The 16875-nt window shown below is 26.6% G+C and carries 14 protein-coding genes; 3 read left to right on the forward strand and 11 right to left on the reverse strand.

All coding sequences use genetic code 11. From position 1 onward, the window contains the following. Positions 1–18: 18 nt before the first annotated feature. Both QZ321_RS07335 and QZ321_RS07340 read right to left on the reverse strand, forming a co-directional pair. Positions 19–2178, reverse strand: a complete 2160-nt coding sequence (locus tag QZ321_RS07335; RefSeq protein ID WP_294196494.1) for an ATP-binding cassette domain-containing protein — start codon at positions 2176–2178, stop codon at positions 19–21. A 14-nt stretch (positions 2179–2192) separates the two neighbouring features. Beyond that, positions 2193–3008, reverse strand: coding sequence for an ABC transporter permease (locus QZ321_RS07340; protein WP_291747193.1), 816 nt, complete (start codon positions 3006–3008; stop codon positions 2193–2195). Between the two features lie 153 nt (positions 3009–3161). Here QZ321_RS07340 and QZ321_RS07345 point away from each other — a divergent pair, with 153 nt between their 5' ends. Then, positions 3162–3443 carry a hypothetical protein gene (locus tag QZ321_RS07345; protein ID WP_291747196.1) on the forward strand — a complete coding sequence of 94 codons (282 nt, stop codon included), beginning with the start codon at positions 3162–3164 and terminating at the stop codon, positions 3441–3443. A gap of 172 nt (positions 3444–3615) precedes the next feature. Here QZ321_RS07345 and QZ321_RS07350 read toward each other — a convergent pair whose 3' ends face one another. Further along, positions 3616–4266 (reverse strand): sugar transferase, encoded by a 651-nt coding sequence (locus QZ321_RS07350; protein ID WP_291747199.1) that lies wholly within the window; start codon positions 4264–4266, stop codon positions 3616–3618. A 538-nt stretch (positions 4267–4804) separates the two neighbouring features. Here QZ321_RS07350 and QZ321_RS07355 point away from each other — a divergent pair. Then, positions 4805–5416 carry a sigma-70 family RNA polymerase sigma factor gene (locus QZ321_RS07355; protein ID WP_291747201.1) on the forward strand — a complete coding sequence of 204 codons (612 nt, stop codon included), beginning with the start codon at positions 4805–4807 and terminating at the stop codon, positions 5414–5416. Between the two features lie 53 nt (positions 5417–5469). On the opposite strand, the gene QZ321_RS07360 is transcribed toward QZ321_RS07355, so the two are convergent. The 3 genes from QZ321_RS07360 to QZ321_RS07370 form a co-directional block, all read right to left on the reverse strand. Next, positions 5470–6225, reverse strand: a complete 756-nt coding sequence (locus QZ321_RS07360) for a CpsB/CapC family capsule biosynthesis tyrosine phosphatase (protein WP_291747204.1) — start codon at positions 6223–6225, stop codon at positions 5470–5472. Between the two features lie 108 nt (positions 6226–6333). After that, positions 6334–7110: a thioester domain-containing protein gene (locus QZ321_RS07365; protein WP_291747206.1), complete on the reverse strand. Its 777-nt coding sequence runs from the start codon at positions 7108–7110 to the stop codon at positions 6334–6336. A 322-nt stretch (positions 7111–7432) separates the two neighbouring features. After that, complete coding sequence (locus QZ321_RS07370; RefSeq protein ID WP_291747209.1) at positions 7433–9028, reverse strand: peptide chain release factor 3; 1596 nt, start codon at positions 9026–9028, stop codon at positions 7433–7435. Positions 9029–9420: 392 nt separating this feature from the next. On the opposite strand from QZ321_RS07370, the gene QZ321_RS07375 reads away from it, so the two are divergent. Further along, a complete protein-coding gene (locus QZ321_RS07375) occupies positions 9421–10230 on the forward strand; it encodes a hypothetical protein (RefSeq protein WP_291747211.1) in 810 nt (269 codons plus the stop codon). Positions 10231–10297: 67 nt separating this feature from the next. Here QZ321_RS07375 and QZ321_RS07380 read toward each other — a convergent pair whose 3' ends face one another. The 5 genes from QZ321_RS07380 to QZ321_RS07400 form a co-directional block, all read right to left on the reverse strand. Further along, complete coding sequence (locus QZ321_RS07380; protein ID WP_291747293.1) at positions 10298–12244, reverse strand: ABC transporter ATP-binding protein; 1947 nt, start codon at positions 12242–12244, stop codon at positions 10298–10300. Between the two features lie 49 nt (positions 12245–12293). Continuing rightward, the gene (locus QZ321_RS07385; protein ID WP_291747214.1) at positions 12294–14027 is read right to left on the reverse strand and encodes an ABC transporter ATP-binding protein; all 1734 of its coding nucleotides are present in this window, start codon (positions 14025–14027) and stop codon (positions 12294–12296) included. Between the two features lie 167 nt (positions 14028–14194). Continuing rightward, positions 14195–14638, reverse strand: coding sequence for a MarR family transcriptional regulator (locus QZ321_RS07390; protein ID WP_291747216.1), 444 nt, complete (start codon positions 14636–14638; stop codon positions 14195–14197). 228 nt (positions 14639–14866) lie between these two features. Then, positions 14867–15466, reverse strand: coding sequence for an ATP-binding protein (locus QZ321_RS07395; RefSeq protein WP_291747219.1), 600 nt, complete (start codon positions 15464–15466; stop codon positions 14867–14869). Positions 15467–15604: 138 nt separating this feature from the next. Continuing rightward, positions 15605–16555 carry a type I phosphomannose isomerase catalytic subunit gene (locus QZ321_RS07400; RefSeq protein WP_291747221.1) on the reverse strand — a complete coding sequence of 317 codons (951 nt, stop codon included), beginning with the start codon at positions 16553–16555 and terminating at the stop codon, positions 15605–15607. Positions 16556–16875: the final 320 nt, after the last annotated feature.

Here is a 16875-nt window from a genome sequence, read left to right on the forward strand (position 1 = left end):
TTTGATCTCAATACTATTTTATTCTTCTAATTTTTCTTGTTGTATATCCGAACCTGTTGTTGATTCATTTGAGCTTTCAGATTCTCCTTCTAGTCCTACTGATGGCTCTCCTGATCCTATCGGAGGCTCTTCTGGTTCTATCGGAGGCTCTTCTGGTTCTATCGGAGGCTCTTCTGGTTCTATCGGAGGCTCTTCTGGTTCTATCGGTGATTCTTCTGATCCTTCTGACGGACCTTCAACTGGAGGTACCTCAGGTTCTATTGGTGGTGTTGGTGGTCGTGATTGACTTCCATTCTGTACATTTCCCTGTCCATTAGTTGAGTTTTGTGATGTTGATGGACGTTCATAATTATTTAAATCATCATTACTAATAGTTTGCTTTTCCTTTTGCTCATTCTCTTCTTTTATTATTCTTATTTTATCTATTAAAGCCTTATAGCATATATTTTGATTTACATCATCCTTATTTAAAACAACGATTTCCTTTTGAAGTAGGTTATCACTTTCTAACAGCATATAATCACTTTCAGAAATCATTTCTTTTAATAGAACCCTTTCTGTATTAAAATCATTGAAATTAATATTTATATCATTGCCAGAATTTGCATTAATAATATTTAAAGCTTCTCTTAATTGCTCATTATCATTTCCAAACAATTTTGATAATAATACAACTCTTTCTTCATTATTTAACTTTATTAAATTATTAAAAATAAAATTAATAATTTCTTTAAAATTATCCGTGTTATCATTATTAATTATACTATTATTTACTTGATATTCTTTACCATCACACTTAAACACAAAGTCATTATTAGAAATTTGTAGTTCAAATCCTAAGTTAGATATAAATTCTTTTAAATTTTCTTGTTTAATAAAAAAAACATTATCAATTTTTTTATTAACAATATTGTTTTCTATAATATTTAAAGCACTTTCTTGTCCAACTAAATCACAAAATCTAATTTCATCAAATATCATTAAACTATCATAATAAACTTGCAATGATATTGGAATATTTGTAATATTAATTTTGCCATCACTTGTAATGCTAAAATTAGTAATTGCATAAACCGTTTTTCCACTTTTGTCATCTAAGTAAGTTCTATATGAATTTTTATATTCACCTACATCCTCACCTTCAATAAAAAATAAAAAACTATAATCTTTCATTATATTTGATTTTTCAACAACCTGATTATCTACAATTAAATTTTCCTCACTTATTGGAGTTTTAGATTTATTTTTATTCATTCCTAATCCTATACCCCCTGTAGTTATAATAAAAATAAATATTATAACTAATGATATATATCTATTTTTATATTTTCTTAAATTAGTTTTATCTTTTAACTTTTCAATAAATAGTTTAATACTTCTATTTTTTTCAACAGAAATTATTCTTTTTTCAAAAATTTCTTTATTAAATTTTTGCTTTTCTTCATCTGACTTTTCTTTTATATTTTTTATGTATTGAAAGTAATTTTGAGCAATCTCATCTATATCTCCATATTGCTTAAGTTCTCCACCATCAATCCAAATAGCCTTATTACAAAAACTTTTAACCTGAGATAATGAATGACTAACAAAAAATATAGTCTTCCCTCTTTGCTTAAACTCCTCCATTTTATTTATACATTTAGCTGCAAAGCTACTATCTCCAACAGATAGAGCTTCATCTATAATTATTATATCTGGATCTAAGCTTATTGATATTGCAAATCCTAATCTCGATTTCATTCCACTTGAATAACTCTTTACTGGTTGATAAAGAAAATCTCCTAATTCTGAAAATTCAATAACCCCTTGAGTTATTTCTTCAATTTTTAATTTTGATAGTCCGAGAAGAGCTCCTTTAACTTTTATATTCTCTATTCCTGTTAACTGATTATTTAGCCCTGTATTTATTGAAATCAGAGATTGCTCTCCTTTTATAATTGCATCTCCTGACGTTGGAACCGATATTCCTGCAATTATCGATGATAAAGTTGATTTACCAGAACCATTAGTTCCTAATATCCCAACTATTTCTCCTTTATCTATAGAAAAACTTACATTTTTTAAAGCATAAAATTTTTGGTTTATTTTATTATTAACAAAATTCTTTTTATTACCTTTTCTTTTTATATCGTATATTTTGCAAACATTTTTAAATTCTACAGCACAATTTTCTTTCATTTTACTTACTCCATTTATATTAAGTCTATAAACTTATGCTTAAATTTATACATTAATAAGCTCCCACTTGAAAATAGAAGTACTACTATTATCCAAAATATTAATGTCATTTTCGAATATATTAAAATACTGTTATTAAAAAGCAAACTATTTCTATATCCTTCTATAATGTAAAACAACGGATTACATTTCATAATATTCACAGCCCAAATTGGTAACTTCTCCATAGTCCATAATATTGGTGTAATAAACATCAATAATCTCATCGATGCATTTATTGCTTTTCCTACATCTCTAGTAAACATATTTGCTACTGAAGTAACCATTGTTAATGAAATAGAAAATGCTATTGCACAAAAAATATAATATACTATTCCAAAACTATTTAAATTTAAACTAACACCATTAAATAATATAAAAATTATAATTACCGTCACCATTATTAAATGATTAAACAACTCTTTAAATACTATAGTTGTTGGTAAAATGCTTATTGGAAACTTAATTTTAGTAATTATATTAATTTTTTTATATATAGAACTTGTCCCATATCTTATTGATGCACTTAAAAAGAACCAAGGAGTTAGCCCTACTAACATCCAATTTATATAATCAACTCCATTAACAGGCTTTCCTCCTCTTATTCCAAACCCAAATGAAAACCAATATGCAAAAATTTGAATTAAAGGATCTAAAATGCTCCATAACATTCCAAGCTTAGAATCCCTATTTTCTGCTAAAATTTCATATTTAACAATACAAAAAGTTCTATATATATTTTGTATGTTTTCAATAACTACATATTTCAAACTATTTATTAAAGTTTTCATTATTGATATTCTCCTTTTGTTAAGTTTCTTTTAATCCATATATAAATAACCATCTCTTAAACCTCAAATTTTAAAATATAATCTTAATTCATATTTGTTTATATATGTGCTATAATTAACAAATAAAATGTTTATTTATTTTAGGAGGATACTATGATAAGAGAAAGAAAAAGCTATCCTATAGTAAAAAGATATAAATCATTCTTATTTTGGAGAGAATGTATCTTTTGTAATCGTGAATTTAAAAGAGAAAATGGATTTATTATAGAAGATATAATTAATAAAAACTCCTTAACAACTTACTCATACTGTTGTCCAGAATGTGCATTATCTTCAGAAGAAGTTAAAATAAAGTTAAAAGAAAAAAAAACTACTAATAAATTTTCTAATCCATATTCTTATTTTCCTAATAGCATAATGGATGAATATGATTAATATATTTTCACTTAAGTATTTCTATATGAATAATTGTATTTGTTATATAGTTATTTATATAGAGTTTTTCTATACCATAATATTTAAAATTAGTACTATAGTATATAAAATATAAAACAGTTTAAATATCTGATAGAAATTTATCATTTATCCTAATTGCCTACATACAAATCTAATAAGCATTTGTATTTTTAAACAAAACTACTATAGTCTTAAAAATTAATTTAATATCAATAAAAATATTTCTTTCTTCGATATATTTAACATCCAGTTTCATCCATTCCTCATAGTCAATCTTATTTCGTCCGCTTACTTGCCAATAACAAGTTAATCCTGGTTTAACACTTAATCTCTTGTACATCCATTTTTGAAAATGCATTACCTCTTGCGGTAAACTTGGTCTAGGTCCAACTAAGCTCATATCTCCCTTAAGAACATTCCAAAGCTGTGGCAATTCATCAATAGAAGTTTTTCTAATAAACTTTCCTATTTTAGTAACCCTAGGATCACACTTCATCTTAAACATGGGTTCTGACATTTCATTTTTTGATACTAACCCTTTCTTAAGTTCTTCTGCATTAAATACCATAGACCTAAACTTATACATATCAAATTCTATACCACATTTTCCAACCCTTTTTTGCGAAAAAATCACAGAACCCTTAGAAGTAACCTTAATAATAATTGCAGTAATAATAAATATAGGACTAAGTATAATTAGACCAATAAGAGAACAGGTAATGTCTATAAGCCTTTTAGTAAATTCATAAAATCCAGATCCGTTAATAGATTGTTTTTCACAGTCTAATTTTATATCATTCATCTTTATCCCCCTTCCCTAGACTATATTAACCTTCTTAAATCTACATAATATATTTATTATAAAAATTCCACTATTTACTTTGATATAAAAAACTTAATAAATCAAAGTATTTTTCTCATTTAATTCATATAAATTCTTAAAATTATCTTAATTTTCTCCTAGTTATTATATCATAAAAAGCATTTGTATAAAAGGTTGTGTATATACGATATATTTTCCTTGTAAATATTATTCATCACTTACTTGTATATTTTTGCAAAAAATACTTTTTCTTTTTTTATTTTTTAATATATTTTTTTAATTTTACTTAATATAAATAATTTTAAAAGTATTTACTCATTTATTTTATCATGTCGAAAAATGTCTTACGTTTTTTATCATTTTTTCTCTTATAAAAAATAAATTTTCTTTTTTCTTGATTTTAATATTACACCCAATCCAATTTATGTTATAATGAACACATGCTCTAGAACATGTGTTTGTATTATTTTGTTTGTTTTTTTACTATGTACAATTTATAAAATAAGGGGGTATTATTTTGAAAGTTTTAAATTCAGAGAATAAAATAAACAATAACTATAATAAAGATATATTTAATATATTATGTAAAGCCAAAAATAATAATAAAAATGCTATTCCTTTTTTAATAGAAAAATATCAACCACTTATAAGGAAATATGCCTTTAAATATAAAATTAAAAACTTTGATAAAGAAGATTTAATTCAAATAGGAAATATATCTCTAATTACTGCTATTAATAAATATGATTTATCTAAAGGTAATGAATATATAGATTCATATATTATCAATTCTATTAAAAATACTTTTAAAAACTTAGCTCGTAACCAAATTAAATACAATAACGAATCTAGCCTTAATATTTCTATATATGAAGATACTGAAATTGCAGATATGATTAGTGATTCTTTTAGTTTAGAAGAACATATAATAAATTCTGATACAAATAATTTACTAAAAAATATCCTAAAAACTCTTCCACCTAATGAATATAAATTAATTAAGATTTCCTATTTAACTCCTAATATTACCCTATATAGATACTGCATAAATAATAACTTAAATTATCCAAAGAAAAGACGTGAATTAATTTCGATAATAAATAAACTTTATACTATACTTAAAGATTAAAAAAAGAATTACTTAATATAGGTTAAGTATTCCTATATTAAGTAATTCGCATTTTAGAAAATTCCTAAAAACTTCTTTTTTTCTTTAACTAGACTCCCCTTAAAATGTACATCTTTATTTTCAAGCATTAGTCTACCATTATTAATAAATTCATTTACTTTATTTTCACCTAAAATTTCTAATGCATCTTTCATATTAGTATCTCTACCAATATCTCTATGTGCATCAGATCCAATAAAGCTATATATATTATCTTCTAAATATTTTGTTGCAGTTTTTTTAACATCTTTTCCAAAACCACCTGCTATACTTCCTGCATTTAATTGAAATAACATTCCTTCTTTTATAAAACTATTAATTAATGATGGATCTTTAATAAATTGTCTATATCTCTCTGGGTGAGCTATTATAGGTGTTATTCCTCTTATTTGTAATTCATATATTGTATTAATTGCTTCATCAATATTAAATTCTAACATTGGAAATTCTATTAACATATATTTTGTGTTGTTAATTGTTCCTATCATCTTATCATTATAATAATTTAATATATTTTTACTAAAGTAAACTTCTTGACCTGCATATATGTTAATATTTATGTTATTTTCTATTGCTATATCTTTTAACTCTTCCACTCTTTTAACTACATCTCTATACTCAACTTCAAATCTTCCTCTCATAAAGTGAGGTGTTGCAATTATATCTGTAGTTCCTGATTGCTCCGCTTTTTTTAGCATGCTTATTGTCATTTCAATGCTTTTTGAACCGTCATCTATTTCATTTATTATATGAGAATGTACATCTATCATAAATTTTCCCCCTTGGTTTTATATAATAAATATTATATAGTAAAACCTTATTTATGTGAAAGGGAAATTTATATCAATTTAATATAGATTATAATTTCTTATTTATTATTATCCTAAACCTGGAACAATAACATTTTCACCTTTATCAGATGTATCTTCATCATCAGGAATTTCCGGTAATGTTGGTATTTCTTCCTCAGGAACATCTGGAATTATTGGCCTATTATTGTCTGGTACATCTGGAGTTACTGGCTTATTATTATCTGGTATACTTGGTGGGATATTATTTCCTCCACCTATTTCTCCTGCTGGATTTTCTATTTCTTTATTAATATAAATAACTATTCTTTGTATACAATTATTAAAATAATATTCCATAGCAACATGATCTAATTCATTTCCCTTATATTCAATTCCCTGTTCATATATATTTTCAATTGCTTTTAATAATTGTTTGTCTTTTGATTTAAATTTATAAGGAGAATATCCTTCGGTAACACACCAAATTGCCACTTGCGTTGCAAAATATGCATTATCTTCTGTATCTACACCAATTTCTAGAGGAGTTTTATTTGGATATCCATTAGCCATCATACCAACAACTTGCTTTGCTGGTTTACCTACAAATTTAAAAGTTTGCCCTGATGGATAATCCTTTTCCACTTCTAAACAGTATCCAGGACCAATACTTGTATTTATTCTTTGTGCATCTAAATAAAAATTATCATATTCTACAATATTAAGTATTTTATCTTTAACATCTATTTTTATGTGATTAGGAATGGATATATTTTCTTTTGGCATAGCCTCTATATTAATACTTAAATTTATAATTGATATTAATAACAAAAAAGCCTTTATGAATTTTTTTACATGTTTATTCATAGTTATCTCTCCTATATATTAATAATTTTATTTTTTCCATGTATTATAAATATATTTATTAAACATAAGATGAAGTTTATTATTTATACCTTAATAGTATTATTTTAGTTTTATCATTACTTAAGAATATATTCATAAATCTAATTTAGAATTTACTATTTATATTTTTCTTCTAATATTCTAATTTTAGTTTCCTATTTATTTTAAAATATATTCAATATATAATAAAAAAGTTGTATCATGTTGAATTAAAGTTTTCAACATGATACAACTCCTCTTATAATAAATTATACTTTATTGTAACTTATATATATTATTTAAATTATTCTTCGTCTTTACCTACACCTGATAGAACTAATCCTTTATTATGATCAAGTGCCCAGTTAATTCCCCAGTCACTTTGGAATATTATTAAGTCTCTATCTTTAAAGTCTTTAACTTTTTTCGCATCAGATGTTAAATTTAATCTTTCAATATCTCCATCATAGCTTTCAATCCATCTTACATATCTAAATGCAAGTCTATCCATCTTAATATCAACATTGTATTCATTTTTAAGTCTGTATTCAAGGACTTCAAATTGAAGTACCCCTACAACACCTACAATTATTTCTTCCATACCAACATGGTTTTCTTTAAATACTTGGATAGCACCTTCTTGAGCTATTTGAGTAACACCCTTAACGAATTGTTTTCTCTTCATAGTATCAACTGGTCTAACTCTTGCAAAGTGTTCTGGTGCAAAGGTTGGTATTCCTTCAAACTTGAACTTTTTAGATGGAGAGCATAATGTATCCCCTATTGAGAATATACCTGGATCAAATACACCAATTATATCTCCTGCATATGCTTCTTCAACAATTTCTCTATTTTCAGCCATGAATTGCTGTGGTTGTGCAAGTTTAAGCTTCTTGCCTCCTTGCATATGAAATACTTCTTCACCTTTAGTAAATTTACCTGAACAAATTCTCATAAAGGCAATTCTGTCTCTATGGGCCTTATTCATATTTGCTTGAATTTTAAATACAAATGCAGAGAATTTATCATCAAATGGGTCAATTTCTCCAATATTTGAATTTCTAGCAAGTGGTGAAGTAGTCATTTGTAAGAAGTGTTCTAAAAATGGCTCAACACCAAAGTTTGTTAAAGCTGATCCAAAGAATACTGGAGTTAATCCTCCTAATCTAACCTTTTCCATATCAAGTTCATCACCAGCAATATCTAAAAGTTCAATATCTTCCATTAATTTATCATGAAGTGCTTCACCTAATATTTCTCTAAACTTTTCATCATCAACAGAACCTTCAATAGCTTCAACTTCGGTAGACCCGTGATTTCCACCATTGAATGCTATAATTCTTTGATTTTGTCTATCATAAACACCTTTAAAATCTTTACCAGAACCTATTGGCCAATTCATTGGATATGTTTTAATTCCAAGTTCTGCTTCAATATCTTCTAATAATCCAAATGGATCTTGTGCTTCTCTATCCATCTTATTAATAAAAGTAAATATTGGCATCTCTCTTAATGAACAAACGTGGAATAGCTTTCTTGTTTGATCCTCTACCCCTTTAGCAGCATCTACAACCATTACTGCTGAATCAGCAGCCATAAGTGTTCTATATGTATCTTCTGAGAAGTCTTGGTGACCTGGAGTATCTAATATATTTATACAATGTCCTGCATAATTAAATTGCATAACAGATGAAGTAACAGAAATTCCTCTTTGCTTTTCTATTTCCATCCAGTCTGAAACTGCGTGTGTTGATGCTTTTCTTGCTTTTACCGAACCTGCAAGTCTTATTGCTCCTCCATATAATAGGAACTTTTCTGTTAATGTTGTTTTACCAGCATCAGGGTGAGAAATTATTGCAAAGGTTCTTCTTTTTTTAATCTCATTTATGTAATCAGCCAACTTTTTTTCCTCCTAAAATTATTTATATATAATTAAAATTTTTATTCTTAATTTAACTTATTCATTATATACTTTTTTATTTAATAATACAACAATTCCTCTAAGTTTATAAAATGCTTGTCTATTTTCTAATAAACCCCTCTGCATTTCCTTCTAAAAATTCTTTAATACAATTTTTACTAAAATTTTTTATATTTATTACTCTTCCTAAATTGTTTTTAAACTTATATAAGTAATCTATCCTTTAGGGTGATATTAATTTAATATAAAATTAACTAAATATTTTTAAAAAACAAGAAATATTTTTCATTTATAGAAGGATTTCCTCTTAATTTATAGAATATTATTTATATTGTAAAATAATCGACTATTATAGGAGGTGAAGTCAAAATATGAATTTTAAATCAGAAAAATTTCAAAATATTTTTATTGCATTTTTAGTTATTGCTATCATTTTAGTTCTTTCAGTTGATGTTATTCAAGCAAAATCAAATACTGAAAATAAATTTGTTTCTATTAAGAAAAAATCTCCAATATTAGATAAAGATATTAAAGCTAATATTCCGGATAAGGATATTAAAGCTGAAGATATTCCACAAGTAGAAAATATAGATGAAACTAATTCTTCCAATACTGATATACAAAATAACAAGTATGATAATGATGAAGAATATGAAAACATAAATAATCCTGATTATAATGATGATACAGATTCTTATAATCCTATTTATGTCCCTAATGCACCTAGTTCTTCTGTGAATAGTTCTAACAATAATTCTAATAGTGGAAATATAAATACTTCTGGAAATAATATAAATAACAATCCTGGAAATAATTTAGACAACGGTTCTAGCTCTAATCCAGGTAATACTCCAAGTATTGACACAGATTCTAAACCTGATAATGACTCTAATCTAGATACTGACAATAATAATAACGATAATAACTCTAAACCTGACAATGGTTCTGATAGTGGATCTAATACAGATGGAGATAATAATTTAGATTCTAGTACAGGAAATGGATCTGAATCTGATAACGATAATGATTTAGGATCTAATGGTGATTCCGGAAACAATTCTGAAGATAATATTGATTCTGATATAAACTCTGGAAATAATAATAGCGAAAGTAATAGTGATTCTTATATCAATTCTAGTTCTGATAATAATTCAAATTCTACCAATGAGTCTGAATCTTAAAATAACAATTATAAATTAATAAAATCCCTAGAAGAAATGTATTTAACTTTTTCTTCTAGGGATTTTTTTATGCTGTTACTTCTTCATCTAATTTTGCTTTTCCAGTATATAATTGATAGTATCTTCCCTTTTCTTCTAATAAAGAATCATGGTTTCCTCTTTCAATTATTTCACCTTGTTCAAGAACCATTATAGCATGAGAATTCTTAATAGTTGAAAGTCTGTGTGCAATTACAAAAACAGTTCTTCCTTCCATAAGTTTATCCATACCTTCTGCAATAAGTTTTTCAGTTCTTGTATCAATTGAACTTGTTGCTTCATCCATTATTAAAACTGGTGGATTAGCAATTGCAGCTCTTGCAATTGCAAGTAATTGTCTTTGTCCTTGAGATAAGCCTTCTCCATCCCCTGTAATAACAGTATCATATCCATGTGGTAAATGCTTAATAAATGTATGAGCATTTGCAAGTTTAGCAGCTGCTTTAACTTCTTCATCTGTTGCATTTAAATTACCATATCTGATATTATCAGCTATTGTACCAGTAAATAAATGAGTATCTTGAAGAACTATTCCAAGTGATCTTCTTAAATCATCTTTCTTAATATCCTTAATATCTATTCCATCATAAGTTATTGTACCTGAATTGATTTCATAGAATCTATTTATTAAGTTAGTAATTGTAGTCTTACCTGCTCCAGTTGATCCAACAAATGCAATCTTTTGTCCTGGTTTAGCAAATAAGCTAATATCTTTTAATACAGTTTTTTCTTCATTATATCCAAAGATAACATTTTTAAATCTAACATCACCAGTAAGTTCTATTAGTATAGGTTCATCACTTAGAGCTACAGCTGATTCTAATTCATAATCTACTTTTAAATCAGTTACTGCCATTTCTGATATTGAAGCATATTCAGATGCTGCTTTATTTCTCATTTTATTTGCAACTTCTACTGGAACCTTCCAAGCCCAATGACCTGTATACTTATCAGTTTCAACTAACTTACCATCTTCTTTAACTTCAACTCTTGTTAAAGTAACTTTACCTTCATCAATTTCAACTTCTTCTTCTAAAACTGTAAATATTCTTTCAGCACCTGCTAATGCTGCTAAAATCATATTCACTTGTTGAGATACTTGAGCAATTGGATTAGAAACTTGTTTTGTATATTGTAGATAAGATACTAATGACCCTAAGTCAAATGCACCTGCTATTGTCATTAACCCTCCAATACAACAAGTTACTGCATAATTCATATGAGAAAGGTTTCCTAACATTGGCATTATATATCCACCAAAAGTTTGGGCCCCAGTTGATGCCTTTCTTAATTCTTCATTATGCTTTTTAAAATCTTCTATTGCTTCTTCTTCATGACAAAATACTTTAATTACTTTTTGCCCTTCTATCATTTCTTCAATATAACCATTTAATGCACCAATATTTTTTTGTTGCATTCCAAAGTAATATTTACTTTTAGCACCAACTTTACTTATAACAAATATCATTATTGCTAAGAATGTTACTGTTATTATAATTAATACTGGGCTTAAAACAGCCATCATTATTATTGTTCCCATAAATGTAAGGCCTGAAGCTAAAATATTTGTAAAACTGTTATTTAAAGCTTCACCTACATTATCTATATCATTAGTATACAAACTCATTAAATCTCCATGAGTATTTCTATCAAAATAACTAATAGGAAGCTCTTGCATTTTATTAAATAAATCTTTTCTTATATTACTAATAGTATTTTGTGCTACATGAACCATTAATCTTGAATATCCATAAGACGCAAATGCACCTAATGCAAAAATTGTTCCTAATACTAATAGCATCTTAGCTAGTCCAGCAAAATCACCTGGTAATATATAATTATTTACTAATGGTTTTAAGAAATATGATCCTGCTACCATTGCAATTGAATTTATAATTATAAGTATCATTACCATGATTAATTGTAATTTATATTTACCTAAATACCCCATTAACCTTCTTAATGTTTTTTTCATATTTTTAGGCTTTGGAGGTCCTGATTTTTTATTACCTTTAGAACTATTTTTATTCACGTAAACCCACCCCTTCCTGTTGAGATTTGTATACATCTTTATAAATTTCACTAGTTTCCATTAACTCATCATGAGTTCCTATTGCACTTATCTTACCATCATCCATAACGATAATTTTATCAGCAGTAGCAACTGAATTTATTCTTTGTGCAATTATTATTTTAGTTGTATCTTGAAGATCTTCTGCAAATGCTTTTCTAATTTTAGCGTCAGTTGCTGTGTCAACAGCACTTGTACTATCATCTAAAATTAACACCTTTGGGTGCTTTAATATAGCTCTTGCTATACAAAGTCTTTGTTTTTGACCACCAGACACATTAACTCCACCTTGTTCAATATGCATATCATATCTACCTGGTAATCTATCAATAAATTCATCTACACATGCAGATGATGCAGCTGCCTCTATATCTGCTTCTGTAGCATTTTCATTACCCCACATAAGATTTTCTCTAATTGTACCTGAGAATAATGTATTCTTTTGAAGCACCATAGCAACTTCATTTCTTAAAGTTTCAATGTGATAGTCTTTAACATTAACTCCACCTACATAAACTTCACCTTCAGTTGCATCATAAAGTCTTGGTATAAGTTGAACTAAGCTTGACTTACCTGAACCTGTGCTACCAATTATACCAACAGTTTCACCAGCTTTAATAGTTATATTTATACCTTCTAAGTTATTTTCATCGCTATCATCTTCATATTTAAAATTAACATTTCTAAATTCAATTTCACCATTTTTAACTTCAGTTATTGGATTAATTGGATCTTTTATATCTGGTTCTTCTTCTAAAACTTCAATTATACGTTCTGCTGATGCAACTGATCTTGACATCATCATAAGAACCATTGAAAGCATCATAAGAGACATTAATATTTGGAAAGAATAAGTCATGAAACTTGTAAGTTTACCAACTGTTAATGTTCCTTCATAAACCATATTTCCACCAAACCAAAGAATTCCTATAATACTAGCAAATACAACAACTTGCATTACTGGCATATTTAAAACAACTATACTAAATGCTCCTTCAGAAGCTTTTAATAAATCATCATTACTTGCTTTAAATTTTTCTTTTTCTTTATTTCTTCTTACAAAGGATTTAACAACTCTCATACCAATTAAGTTTTCTTGAACTGTAGTATTTAAGTTATCTATCTTTCCTTGCATTGCTTCAAATCTTGGTTTAACATTTTTAATTATTAATCCAATTGCAATAGTAAGAACTGGCATAGATACTAAAAATATAATTGCTAATTTTGCACTAATTGTAACTGAAATAATACAAGCAACTATTAGCATCATAGGGGCTCTAACTAAAAGTTTAATTCCCATTGTTAATGAATTTTGTATCATTGTAATATCTGTAGTTAAACGTGTAATTAATGATGCAGTACTAAATTTTTCAATATTCTTAAATGAATAAGTTTGAATTTTTTCATACTCTGCTTGTCTAAGTTCTGCACCAAATCCCTGACCTGCTATAGCTGCAAACTTTGATAATCCAATACCAAAACTTAACGATATAGCTGCCATCACAAGCATCAATAATCCCATTTTTATTGTATAGCTCATATTTCCTGTAGAAATACCAACATCAACAATTTTAGCCATTACTAATGGAATTAGTAATTCAAAAGTGGCTTCTAATGCTGCACATAAAACACCTAAAATTAATGGAGTTTTATATTTCTTCATATATGGAACTAATTTTTTTATCATATCCTTCACCTCTCCTTTATGTCCATTTTTTATATAAACATTGTGATTGAAATATCCTTAACTCTAATATATCAATCTCTATGCTTTTTACAGTTTTATAAAATAAATTTAATATTAATTTAACAATACATAGGTCGCTATGTATTCAAATTAAAAATAAGAGGAAATTATTCCTCCATATTTTTAAGTGCTCTATATAATAAATCCTTTAAAATTTTTATTTCTTCCTCAGTCATACCTTTAACTAATTGTTTTTCTATATTATCTGATCCAAACTTAAAGCTTTTACATATAATTTCTCTCCCTTTTTCAGTAACATGGAGACATTTATACCTAGCATCTGTACTACTTGGACATCTAGCTATCATTTTCTTTTCTTCTAATCTTTTTACTATGCCAGTTACCGTAGGATTTGTAAGCTTTAAACACTTCTCTATATCCTTTTGAAACACATCTCTTTCAAATTCATTTCTATCTATAAAACATAAAATTTCATGTTGAACACCAGTTAAATTAAATTCCGAAAGGTTTTTATTAATTTTATTAATAATCTTTCCATTTATAAATTTTATTAATATTCCTATGTGTTCCTTTGGATCAAATCTTTTCATTTTCATCTCTCCTAATACATAGCATACTATGTATTTTATCATCTCATTTTTTATAAGTCAATAAATTTAAATATATAATTATTAATATACTCATTTTTAAGGTATTGTTACAAATTTATTTTTATACAATTATTTTTTACTAAAAAAGGATTCTAAAGTGAACCCTCTTTTAATTTTTTCTATATTAATATTAATTGTTATTTTTATATTTAATTATATGTATTAATATTATTTTTCTACTAATTCTTTAGCCTTAATAGGTTGTACTATAGATTTATTTATCCCAACTATTTTCATTATTTGCTCTGATCTTTCTTTAGTTGATCCAGTTATTACTGAATACTTAACATTTTCTGCATCTAAGAATCCTAATATTGCCTTGTCCACAGCTTGAGCAACTTCTTCATCTTGCCATCTAACTCCATCTTTTTTATAACCAAATTCTCTTGGTACAAAGAAAATATGATCATATTGTGGTAAATCTCTTATTGCTAAGCTATATAAATCATTTAATATTTCGATTTCCTTCTTAGTTCTTGTCTTATCTCCAAGCATTAATCTTCCATATATGTAAGGTACAAAAGTAGCATAGTCAGTTATGGCATAATCATGTCCATCCAAACTCTTTTCTAAATGTAATTGACCTAAATATATTCCATATTGTTCTGAAATAGATTCAATCATTCCTTTATCTCTTAAATAATCAGTGCTATATTCCGTAGCTACTCCTACATTTATGTCTCTAATTTTTAAGTCTACATATAATTGTTGAATTAATGTTGTCTTACCACATCTTGGTCCACCTAGTATAGCAATTCTTACTGGCATTGGTAACTCCTCCAAATATTTATATAAAATTTTTCTTTTTTATTCGTTTTAATGAGAAATATATTATATCAATTATTATGTCAATTTTCAACGACAATTTTTGGAGTAAAAATAAGGCGTCTCAAGTCCGCCTTATATTTACATTGGATAGCTTTTTATTATTGATAATTTTCCTTTAACAATATATTCTCCTAATGTAGCTGGAATTAAATAGCTGTTCCCCATATTTATTTCTTCATAGAAACCTTTATTATTAGCATCGCATCCTTCTATACTTCCACACCCATCTACACAAGTTAAAATAAAGAACTTTTCTTCATTACTAAAATCTTGCCATTCTTTTTCTATATTAATTTTTTGCATTCCAAAATACTCATTTTCACAAAAATCCACTTTAGAAAATCCATCAAAATTAATAACTTCCTTATTTGATAAATTTTCTGCCTTTAAATAGAAATCGATTACATCTAAAGATTTTTCTACATGAATTTCTCTTGGTCTTCCATAATCATAAACTCTATAAGTAACATCAGAGTTTTGTTGTATTTCTGCTATAATCAATCCTTCGCATATAGCATGTACTAATCCACTATTTATTAAAAAACAGTCTCCCTTTTTAACATCTATAACATTTAAATATTCTTCACATTTTCCTTCTTTTATAGCTTTTTCAAATATTTCTTTATTACAATTCTTTGTTCCAACAATTAATTTTGACCCAGGCTTTGCATCTACCACATACCAAGCTTCTGTTTTTCCAAATTGATTTTCAACTCTTTTAGCATAATCATCATTAGGATGAACTTGAACAGATAGCTTTTCTCTAGAATTTATTAATTTAACTAGCAATGGAAATTTCTTTGTATCTACTTTTGATCCAACTAATGCATGTCCAAATTCAGATATTATTTCATCAAATCGTTTGCCCTTTAATTCGCCATTTTCAACTATTCCAGTTCCACTTGGATGGCAAGCAATATCCCATGATTCACCAATTTCTCCATTAGGCAAATTGTTTCTAAAATCCTCTAAATCTCTTCCCCCCCAAATTTTCTCATAATAAATATTCTTAAATCTAATTGGATACATAATAATTTCTCCTTCCATACCCTCATAATACTTTTTATAAGATAAATTAATAACCTTATATTTCCTGTTGAATTAATTTTATATTATTACATTTTTTAAAACAATTTGACTAATTTTATATTTACTGACTTTTTTTCAGCTATTTATATATTATTTAATTATTTTTAAGTATATTTTTTGTACAACCTTCAAACACTATATATATGCTTAGGAATAAAATATTGTGACATCAATCAGCCTTTACTTAAATTACTCCTAAAGCTTAATTATGATTAGATTGTGTATAGTGTATTTACAAGATTTATATTATAAGGAGGTAG

It is taken from the genome of uncultured Clostridium sp. (assembly GCF_910588715.1).
Classification (GTDB): domain Bacteria; phylum Bacillota; class Clostridia; order Clostridiales; family Clostridiaceae; genus Clostridium.

Bases quoted from the DNA above. Each gene is read 5' to 3' on its own strand.
- QZ321_RS07335 (WP_294196494.1), bottom strand. From the start codon at position 2,178: ATGAAAGAAAATTGTGCTGTAGAATTTAAAAATGTTTGCAAAATATAC.
- QZ321_RS07365 (WP_291747206.1), bottom strand. From the start codon at position 7,110: ATGAATAAACATGTAAAAAAATTCATAAAGGCTTTTTTGTTATTAATA.
- QZ321_RS07395 (WP_291747219.1), bottom strand. From the start codon at position 15,466: ATGCCAGTAAGAATTGCTATACTAGGTGGACCAAGATGTGGTAAGACA.
- QZ321_RS07400 (WP_291747221.1), bottom strand. From the start codon at position 16,555: ATGTATCCAATTAGATTTAAGAATATTTATTATGAGAAAATTTGGGGG.
- QZ321_RS07340 (WP_291747193.1), bottom strand. From the start codon at position 3,008: ATGAAAACTTTAATAAATAGTTTGAAATATGTAGTTATTGAAAACATA.
- QZ321_RS07350 (WP_291747199.1), bottom strand. From the start codon at position 4,266: ATGAATGATATAAAATTAGACTGTGAAAAACAATCTATTAACGGATCT.
- QZ321_RS07380 (WP_291747293.1), bottom strand. From the start codon at position 12,244: ATGAAAAAAACATTAAGAAGGTTAATGGGGTATTTAGGTAAATATAAA.
- QZ321_RS07390 (WP_291747216.1), bottom strand. From the start codon at position 14,638: ATGAAAAGATTTGATCCAAAGGAACACATAGGAATATTAATAAAATTT.
- QZ321_RS07385 (WP_291747214.1), bottom strand. From the start codon at position 14,027: ATGATAAAAAAATTAGTTCCATATATGAAGAAATATAAAACTCCATTA.
- QZ321_RS07345 (WP_291747196.1), top strand. From the start codon at position 3,162: ATGATAAGAGAAAGAAAAAGCTATCCTATAGTAAAAAGATATAAATCA.
- QZ321_RS07375 (WP_291747211.1), top strand. From the start codon at position 9,421: ATGAATTTTAAATCAGAAAAATTTCAAAATATTTTTATTGCATTTTTA.
- QZ321_RS07360 (WP_291747204.1), bottom strand. From the start codon at position 6,225: ATGATAGATGTACATTCTCATATAATAAATGAAATAGATGACGGTTCA.